The organism is Mesorhizobium sp. M7A.F.Ca.US.002.01.1.1 (genome assembly GCF_004022955.1).
Lineage (GTDB): Bacteria > Pseudomonadota > Alphaproteobacteria > Rhizobiales > Rhizobiaceae > Mesorhizobium > Mesorhizobium ciceri.
Genome location: NZ_RZQE01000360.1, coordinates 1 through 6,133, shown reverse-complemented (window position 1 = coordinate 6,133; position 6,133 = coordinate 1). Strand labels below are relative to the sequence as shown.

Sequence of the window (6,133 nt, the reverse complement as noted above, 5' to 3'; positions counted from 1 at the left end):
GTGGTCACCCCGTCCGGATTGTTGCCGGCCTTGCGCCGGCTGGTTCCGAAGACGGTGAACCCGGCCCGCGCAAGGGCTTCGGCACTGGCGCGGCCGATGCCCGAAGAGGCTCCGGTCACAACAGCGGTTTTTCCGGCATTCGTTTTCATTTCGTGCTCCAAACTCATGGGGGCTAGCTTTTTTGCATCTGTTAAATTACAGTCGTAATATCAGATTATGATCATAATGCAATAGCAGAAAGGAATAGCAGCCATGCGCTACGAAAAGGGCAGGAAGGACGCCTCGCGCGGCCGGATCCTGGAGGTCGCCGCGGAACGCTTTCGGAAAAACGGCATAGCGGCGTCCGGACTGGCAACCATCATGGGCGACGCCGGGCTGACGAACGGGGCTTTCTATCCCCACTTTCAATCAAAGGCGGCGCTTGTCCGTGAAACGGTCGCTGCAGCTCTCGAGGATCAGTCCGACGAGATACGGCAAGCATTGGCCTCCGGCGGCTTGGCAATGGCCATAGACACATATCTGTCGGCGGCGCATCGGGATAACCCCGGGAAGGGCTGCGCCTCTGCCGCCTTGCTGGCGGAAATCGCCCGTGAGCCACCCGAAACGCGTCAGCTTTATACCGAGCGTTTGCTGACCCAGGTGCACCAGGTGTCGGTAGAGCTGCCGCCGCAAACTCCTGATCCGGAGGGCGTTGCGTTCGCTATCTTTGCGACCCTCATTGGCACGCTTCAGCTGGCCCGTGCCGTGGAGGGAACGGAATTGTCGGATCGTATCCTTGCGGCAGGGAAAGCTGCGGCGCGCGCGCTGATCGAGCAGAGTTAAGGGCGTACCACGCGTGGGCACGTCAAAGTTATTCTCATGCGGTGTGACGCCCAGCCCCGCATCGGCCCCTTGGCAGGAACAGCACCGCCCGTATGATGGTCAGATGCGCGCCCGCTCTTCAGTGCCCGGTGCCGCGACCGAAGGACCTGGCGTCCTTGGCCAGCACCAGCTCGGCATCGTCGGTAACATAGCTGACATAGCGATAGTCGCGGATGAAGCTGATCTGACCTTCTCGCCACTCCAGCCACATGAAATGACGCGGTTTCTGGTCGGCATGGCTTTCGAACACAGCGATCACCTCGCGGCCGTCGAGCCAGGCCGGCGTCAGCCACACGCGGTCGCTTTTGGCGTAGATCGTGAAGAACACGCCGACATCCGCCGCACCCGAGCGCGGCGCATGCAGGGACTGATGAAGCCTGACGTCGTCGGCAAGCAGGGCGCGCAAGCCGTCCCAATCCCGCTGGTTGAACAGGGTCGCATAACGGACCACGGCGGCCGACGCGATACGCGCATCGGGAGCCGAACTGGCCTGCGCACTGACTTCCCTAAGCCGGGCGCGGCCGCGCGCCAAGTGCCCTTTCACCGCATCGACCGTGATGCCGAGCAAAGCAGCGATCTCGGCCAGCGGCTCGTCGAGCACATCTCTGAGGATGACGACGCTGCGCTGGAGCAGCGGAAGCTCCGCGAAGCGCGACACTGCGGTCTGTATAGCTTGCCTGCGCATCAGCGTCTCCACCGGGTCGGCTTTGGTGTCGTCGGCAATTTCAAGCGCCGCCTCGATAGGCTCCGCCGCGCGGATCGCGCGGCTGCGCAGCAGGTCAAGCGCACGGTTGTGGGCGACGCGGAACAGCCAGGGCCTGAGCTGCGGCACCTCGCCCAGCTCATTCAGCGCAACGAAGGCCCGCGCAAACGTGTCCTGCACGACATCCTCGCCGTCGATGACCGAGCCCATCAGGCGCGCGCAATAGCGGTGCAGCTCTGGCCGCATCGCGGCGGCAAGGGCAAGCAGCCCTTCCCGTCGGTCGCGGTCCACGGCAGGATCTCGTTCGCTCAAGCCGCAGCCCCCTCCATCACGGTTACGCCCGCGTCGCCATTGAGGCCGAAGACGATGCCCTCCGCATATTGCGGGTCTTCCAGCACGGAAACCACCCTGTCGCCGAAGGTCCGGGGCGGCATCGGCGCACCGAAGCGGGTGACGAATTGTTCGGGCGTGATGCCCATGGATCCGGAATAGGCGCCGGCCGCCGCATCGCCTGTTCCGGTGCCGAGGATCATCTGCCGCGGCACGATCGCCTGAAAGCGGATGCCGAGCTTCTTCTCCAGCGAAACGCCATTGGCGTACTTCGCCATGAACCACAGCATGCGCTTGGCGCCGCCATAGCCCCCCGACAACTGCGACCCGGTGACGGCGGCACCGCTCGATCCCACCAGAACACGGCTGCCCGGCTTGAGCGGCAGGTTGAGCGCCGCCTGCAGCCAGTATAGCCCGGCCTTGACGTCGGTTTCCCAGGCGATTGAAAAATCTTCCCAGCTCAGTTGGTCCAACCGGCCCATCCGGGGCGTGGCACCAGCATTCAGGACCACGACGTCAGGACGAACCTCGCTAAGAATGCGATAGGCCGCGCCCTCCTCCGCAACGTCGGCGCGGATAGTGGCGACCCCAAGCCGCGCACCGACCGCATCCAGCGCCTCGACGCCACGGGCAACGACGGTCACGCTGGCGCCCTGTTCGACCAGCGCCTCGACCAATCCGAGGCCAAGCCCACGGCTGCCACCGGTGACCACGATTTCTTTATTCCTGAGGCTCATCGACCCTGCTCCTTAGCTTCACTGTAGCTAAGACGTTTGAGGGTCGGAAAAAGAGCCAAGGTTTGGCGAGGCGCGCTGTCGCGGCGACGATCCGCGACATGCCGGCAATACTGGCGATCGGGCGGAAAGCTGCCTGTCCGCTTTCGGCCTAAAATGCGATGCCCGATATTGGACGCAGTAAGGTTAGAGGCTGCCGGCGATGAAAGCGCTGCCGGTCCATGCTGCGGCATCCCAGCCGGATATGTTCAGAAGTCGAGAGCGACCATCATGCCGCGGACTTCGGCCATTTCCAGCAGCAGGTCTTGGAGTCTTTCGTCCAGTGCGGCACCGGTCAGCGCCAGAAGCTCGGTGACGCTCTCTCTCATCGATATGACGGCGGCGCCTGTCTTCTCGGCGAGCAGCCGTCCGATGGCAGCTCGGATCAGGTCGTCCTGATCAGACATTGCTTCACCTCCCAACGCACTGCAACCTCCCCTTGCTTTCCATGCCTCACCGCCGCTTTCGACAACAGGGCGTGATTTCCCATACCGTATGATTTTTGATGCGACATCGGGCAGCTTTGCTCATGCCAGCAGATCGTCTCGATGAGCCCGCCAGTCGTTCAACACCGACAATGAGGGCAGGAGCGAAAAATGGCCGGGCTGGACCGTTTCAACCGCTGCAAGCAGTGCCAGAGGCACTTCGTGCCGATAAAGCCCAATGCACACGCCCCCTTTGGCCGTTGCCGGCAATTCCGTGACGGTGTCGAAAATCGAAAACGTACCCGTTGGCTCTTCCACGATTTCGAAACGCCCCACCCCAAACCTCCCTCTGCACAAAAGTAGCGACCAACGCGGACATCCCCCTAGTGGTTCCCTAGGCTGGCAGTTTTTTTCGCGCCTTGGTTGTAGCGCATGCCGGCAGGACAGTCATGCCCGCAGGGCGCGCAATCAAAAATCGCTACGCACATTTTAAATCTTGACGCGTGTCAATTTTTTATAAAACATGCGCAAATGCCGGCATGGCATCGGCCGGCGCTCTGGGAGGAGCAATGCCTGACATCGAAAAGCGCCCGAACCGGGGCTGCAGTCCGCACATCCGCAGGCTGGCAGCAGTCCGTTGGCGGATCGTCGCGCCAGGGGCCGGGGTCGCTTGCGCGCCGTCGGACATTGCAGTCGCCGGACGGCGACATTGATGCAGCCCATAAACAATCAGGAGGAGGAAAAACCATGCGCATGTTCAATTGCCTGAAACTCGGCACGAGCCTGCTTGGCGCCGGCATGCTTGCAACCATCGTCTCGGCACCCGCCCAGGCCGAGGATACGGCGAAAGTCGCGGCCATCGTCAAAGGCCTCGACAATCCATTCTTCCAGACCATGCAGAAGGGCATCGAGGAGCAGGCCAAGGCCAACGGCGTCAGTGTCAGCGTCCAGGCCGCCGCCAACATGGGTGACGCCACCGGCCAGGCCGACCGCCTGACCGCCATGGCCATGCAGGATTTCGATTGCTACCTGGTCAACCCGATCAGCGTCTCCAACCTCGTCCAGGCGCTGGTGCCGGTCGCCCAAAAGAAGAAGCCGATCGTCAACATCGACTCGACCATCGACCCCGAGCAGGCCAAGGCCGCCGGCTTTGCCGTCTCGACCTATATCGGCACCGACAACGTCGCCGCAGGCGTGCTGGCCGGCGAAGAGATGCTGAAGCTGGTGCCTAAGGGTTCCAAGGTCGCGCTGGTCGCCGGCATCGTCGGCGATGTCGGCTCCAACGCCCGCATCAAGGGCTTCAGGCAGGCCGTCGAAGGCAAGCTCGAAATCGTGGTGATGGTCAGCGCTGACTGGGATCGCGAAAAGGCGTTGACCGCCGCCACCGATATCCTCGCCGCCCATCCGGACCTCGCCGGCTTCTTCGCCGCCAACGACATCATGGCCCTTGGCGTCGAGCGCGCCGTGCGGACGTCGGGCAAGGACGTCAAGGTGATCGGCCTAGACGGCATTGTCGATGCGCTGAAGTCGATCGCATCAGGCGAACTCACCGCCACCGTCGCCCAATACCCCTATGTCGTCGGCGCCATGGGCGTCGAAGCCTGTGCGGTCGCGGCCAAGGGCAAGGAACTGCCGGCCAACGTGCCGGCACCTGTGCTGTTGATCAACAAGGACAATGCCGAAGCGTCGCTAAAGAATTTTCCGCGTCCCGGCGGCGACTATCCCGATCCCTTCCGCGAGATGCTGAAGTGAGCACACCTGCAGACAACGCGCCCGCCGCCGATTCGGCGGGTGCGGAGGAGAGCCGTCCCTCCCTGGCGGCTCTCCTCCTCGATCCCTCCTTCTGGGCCGACTGGGCATCCGTCGTCGGCCTGGTCGGCCTCGTCATCGTCTTCGGCATCGCCCAGCCGGTCTTTCTCAGCGTCGCCAATCTGCAGGCGCTGCTGCTGGCGGCTGCGATCCTGGTCGTGCTGTCGATCGGCCAGACCTTCGTCATCGCCACCTCGGGCATCGATCTGTCGTTGGCGGCAGCCGTCATGCTCGGCGCCATCATCCTCGGCCTCGTCAATGCCGCCGGCCACGGCATCTTCATCGCCTGCGTGCTCGCGATTCTCGCCACCAGCGCGGTGGGCTTCCTCAACGGGCTGATCATCACAGCAGGCAAAATCCCCGATTTCGTGGTGACGCTCGGCACGCTGTCGGGCATCACTGGCCTTGGCCTCATCCTGTCGGGCGGTGAACCGACCATGGTCGGCTCGACCTTCCTGCTCAGGCTCGCTTCCGGCTCGTTCGGACCGTTCGGCTATCCCGTATGGGTGGCGATCGCAGCCGTCATCGTCGCCCATATCGCGCTCTACCACACGCGCTTCGGCGTGCATCTGCTGGCCACCGGGGGCCAGGCCGAAAGTGCCGGCGCGCTCGGCATCCGCACCAACCGGGTCAAGATCGCCGCCTATACGATTTCCGGTCTCTGCGCCGGCATCGCGGCCATTCTCCTGGTCGCCCGCATCGGCTCGGCCGAACCGCAGATCAACACCAGCCTGCTCTTGAATTCGGTGGCGGCGGTGGTGCTGGGCGGCGTCAGCCTGTTCGGCGGCCGCGCCAGCATTCTTGGGCCCGCCATCGGCGCGCTGATGCTCACGGCACTCGTCAATGGCCTGACCTTGCTCAATGTGTCGGCTTTCTACCAACCGCTTGCCGTGGGAGCCATCGTGGTGCTGGCGGCGCTGATCATGCGGTATCAGAAATGAGCGCTCCCCATCACATCCCCGCCGCTGAGGCGATCATCGCCTGCGAAGGGCTGAGCAAGCATTTCGGCGGCATCCGCGCCTTCACCGACGTCGCCTTCCAGGCCCGCCGCGGCGAGGTCACCGCCGTGATCGGCGACAATGGCGCCGGCAAGTCGACGCTGGTCCGCAGCCTGGTCGGCGTGCATCAGCCCGACGCCGGCAATCTGTTCTTCGACGGCCGGGCGCGGCCCTTCGCCAATCCCGACGAGGCGCGCAAGGCCGGCATCGAGACCGTGCACCAGAACCTGGCGC

At 63.7% G+C, this 6,133-nt stretch carries 9 protein-coding genes; 4 read left to right on the top strand and 5 right to left on the bottom strand.

Features of this window, described 5'->3' with window-relative positions; all coding sequences use genetic code 11:
- A partial coding sequence (locus tag EN932_RS26440) for an SDR family NAD(P)-dependent oxidoreductase (RefSeq protein WP_128369167.1) occupies nucleotides 1-149 on the bottom strand: 149 nt, incomplete at its 3' end.
- 103 nt (nucleotides 150-252) lie between these two features.
- Between EN932_RS26440 and EN932_RS26435 the strand changes: the two genes are divergently transcribed.
- Nucleotides 253-822, top strand: a complete 570-nt coding sequence (locus tag EN932_RS26435) for a TetR/AcrR family transcriptional regulator (RefSeq protein ID WP_013530512.1) — start codon at nucleotides 253-255, stop codon at nucleotides 820-822.
- A gap of 118 nt (nucleotides 823-940) precedes the next feature.
- Here EN932_RS26435 and EN932_RS26430 read toward each other — a convergent pair whose 3' ends face one another.
- The 4 genes from EN932_RS26430 to EN932_RS26415 all read right to left on the bottom strand — a co-directional run bounded on the left by EN932_RS26430 (nucleotide 941) and on the right by EN932_RS26415 (nucleotide 3,428).
- On the bottom strand, nucleotides 941-1,810 hold the full coding sequence (locus EN932_RS26430) for a sigma-70 family RNA polymerase sigma factor (protein WP_245460951.1): 870 nt from the start codon (nucleotides 1,808-1,810) through the stop codon (nucleotides 941-943).
- 62 nt (nucleotides 1,811-1,872) lie between these two features.
- Nucleotides 1,873-2,631 (bottom strand): SDR family oxidoreductase, encoded by a 759-nt coding sequence (locus tag EN932_RS26425; protein WP_063168676.1) that lies wholly within the window; start codon nucleotides 2,629-2,631, stop codon nucleotides 1,873-1,875.
- A gap of 245 nt (nucleotides 2,632-2,876) precedes the next feature.
- Nucleotides 2,877-3,074 carry a hypothetical protein gene (locus EN932_RS26420; protein WP_013530509.1) on the bottom strand — a complete coding sequence of 66 codons (198 nt, stop codon included), beginning with the start codon at nucleotides 3,072-3,074 and terminating at the stop codon, nucleotides 2,877-2,879.
- Nucleotides 3,075-3,194: 120 nt separating this feature from the next.
- Nucleotides 3,195-3,428: a hypothetical protein gene (locus EN932_RS26415; protein WP_013530508.1), complete on the bottom strand. Its 234-nt coding sequence runs from the start codon at nucleotides 3,426-3,428 to the stop codon at nucleotides 3,195-3,197.
- A 411-nt stretch (nucleotides 3,429-3,839) separates the two neighbouring features.
- Here EN932_RS26415 and EN932_RS26410 point away from each other — a divergent pair, with 411 nt between their 5' ends.
- The 3 genes from EN932_RS26410 to EN932_RS26400 form a co-directional block, all read left to right on the top strand.
- Nucleotides 3,840-4,844, top strand: coding sequence for a substrate-binding domain-containing protein (locus EN932_RS26410; RefSeq protein ID WP_013530507.1), 1,005 nt, complete (start codon nucleotides 3,840-3,842; stop codon nucleotides 4,842-4,844).
- Nucleotides 4,841-5,842, top strand: coding sequence for an ABC transporter permease (locus tag EN932_RS26405; protein WP_127368837.1), 1,002 nt, complete (start codon nucleotides 4,841-4,843; stop codon nucleotides 5,840-5,842). The genes EN932_RS26410 and EN932_RS26405 overlap by 4 nt, the downstream gene beginning before the upstream one ends.
- Nucleotides 5,839-6,133, top strand: a 295-nt coding sequence (locus EN932_RS26400) for an ATP-binding cassette domain-containing protein (RefSeq protein ID WP_164890628.1), incomplete at its 3' end; no start/stop codon positions are given. The genes EN932_RS26405 and EN932_RS26400, both read left to right, overlap by 4 nt.